Origin of the sequence: Candidatus Pseudoscillospira sp. SGI.172, from assembly GCF_050313575.1 — a bacterium.
Lineage (GTDB): Bacteria > Bacillota > Clostridia > Oscillospirales > Oscillospiraceae > Vermiculatibacterium.
Genome location: NZ_JBNPLQ010000077.1, coordinates 1 through 1,381 on the forward strand (window position 1 = coordinate 1; position 1,381 = coordinate 1,381).

The following is a 1,381-nucleotide window of genomic DNA, read 5'->3' on the forward strand; positions in this document are numbered from 1 at the left end:
CATTTTTTGAGAAAACTGGAAGCCAGGCTGGACTTGTCCTTCGTCCGTGAAGAAACAGCCCATCTGTACAACCGCAGATATGGCCGCCCGCCCGTCGACCCGGTGGTGCTGGTGAAGTATCTGCTGGTGGGCTTTCTGTACGGCATTCCCTCGGAGCGGCAGATCGAACAGCGCATCCAGACAGATGTGGCTCTGCGGTGGTATCTGGGTCTGGATCTGTTTGACCGGGTACCGGACCACAGCACCATCTCGCAGCTTCGGCGGCGCAAACCTTCTTTCCGCAAGGTTTTCCGTCGGCTGTTTGAGGAAGTGGTGCGTCAGTGCATCGGGAAAGGTCTGGTCAGCGGGCGGCTGGCAGCCACCGACTCCACCCATGTAAAGGCCAATGCCTCCAGGGCGTCGGAGCATCTGGTGGAAATTCAGCCGGAGCCGGGGGGATACTGGGAACGGCTGGACAGCTACGAGGAAGAAGGGCTGCAGGAACTGGAGAAAAGGACCGGACACCGCCGGAAGAAGCGGACAAAGCAGATCAAGCGGGACAGCCGCCGCAGCCACAAGCGCGTGAGCCGGACGGATCCGGAGGCAGGCCACATGAAACGGCCGGGGAAACCGGAGGGCCAGTACTACCTGAGCCACCAGACCCTGGACACGGACCACGGTGTGATCCTGGGCGTGACAGTGACGCCGGGAGATGTACATGACTCTGTACCATATCTGGACCACCTGGAGCAGATCCATCGGGATGTTCTCCCCATTCAGGCGGCCACAGCGGACGCCGCTTACGATTTTCCTCTGGCCCACCGTGTGCTGGAGGAGCAGGGAATCTCTTTTTATGTCAGGCCGCAGCCTTTTGCTGACAGGACTAAGTCGGAATTCAAACGGGATGCCTTTTCTTATGATGCGGAGAACGATGTTTACCATTGCCCCAATGGAAAAGAGCTTCGAGTGAAGGGGCTGTACCGCAGCGCCAGCGGTGTGTACTGGGAGTATTGGGCAGACCGCGGAGACTGCCGGAGCTGTCCTTTCCGGGAGAAATGTTTGAGCGAAAATGATCAGCGCGGTGCGCGAAGGCTGCTGGACACCTACTTCCGTCCCACGGTCCGACGGCATCTTGCCCGGCAAAACGAGCCGGACTATCTGGATGGGCTGCGCAAGCGGCAGGTCTGGTGCGAGGGAACCTTTGCCGCTCAGAAGTGGGGACATAACTTAACACGCGTCTTGCGGCGGGGTTTAGAGGCAGCGGAGGACCACTGCCTCCTCTCGGCGACCGCTTTGAACTTAAAAAGGATGATAAGATGTATGGGATGACGCCGGTGGGCGTCTTTTTTACTGCCATTTTTCCACTTGAAATAAATGAACAGGCACTTTGTCAACAGCCCCA

The 1,381-nt window shown here is 58.3% G+C and carries 1 protein-coding gene; it reads left to right on the forward strand.

The genetic code is table 11. The features are described from left to right. Window positions 1–1,308, forward strand: a 1,308-nt coding sequence (locus ACQRD3_RS13515) for a transposase (protein ID WP_427781739.1), incomplete at its 5' end; no start/stop codon positions are given. Window positions 1,309–1,381 lie beyond the last annotated feature (73 nt).